This window comes from Neobacillus niacini, from assembly GCF_000759675.1.
Taxonomy (GTDB): domain Bacteria; phylum Bacillota; class Bacilli; order Bacillales; family Cytobacillaceae; genus Neobacillus; species Neobacillus niacini_A.
This window is the reverse complement of sequence record NZ_BAWM01000109.1, coordinates 12055-12550: the sequence shown is the minus strand read 5'-3', so window position 1 is coordinate 12550 and position 496 is coordinate 12055. Positions and strand designations below refer to the sequence as shown.

Genomic DNA, 496 nt, shown 5'->3' with positions numbered 1-496 from the left:
ATTTTGCTAGATTGATTAATAATTGAGCCTTCTTGGGTCCTGGTTGTCGTTTCATTAAAGACTTCCACCCCCTCATGACATCTAGTGTTTCTAGTGAAGATATTTCATCCGGTGTAGGAAATAAACGCAGAGTTGCGATGGCCCCTTTGCACGATACATCTTTAGACACTTGTCTGAGCTCTGGAAAGACTACATCCACCCATCGATTTACTTGATTAATAGCCATCACGAAACGTTTTACAATCACATCACGGTTAGAAATTAGAACTCTAAGTTTCTCAAATGATTCTGTTGTTGGACGAACAAAGGAATAATAACCGTTTTTCACCATATCCGCTATAACGAGGGCATCTTTTTTATCACTCTTCGATTGAGTATTGTCACGATTCTCTTTATTCCTTTTCACTAAGTGGGGATTGACTGTTACTACCTCAATGTTTTGGGTATTTAACCATTTGGATAGGTTAATCCAATAATGGCCAGTAGGTTCCATACC

Annotated in this window: 1 protein-coding gene; it reads right to left on the bottom strand. The window is 38.7% G+C overall.

All coding sequences use genetic code 11. From position 1 onward, the window contains the following. A partial coding sequence (locus TR08_RS31470) for an IS110 family transposase (RefSeq protein ID WP_045522604.1) occupies nucleotides 1-496 on the bottom strand: 496 nt, incomplete at both ends.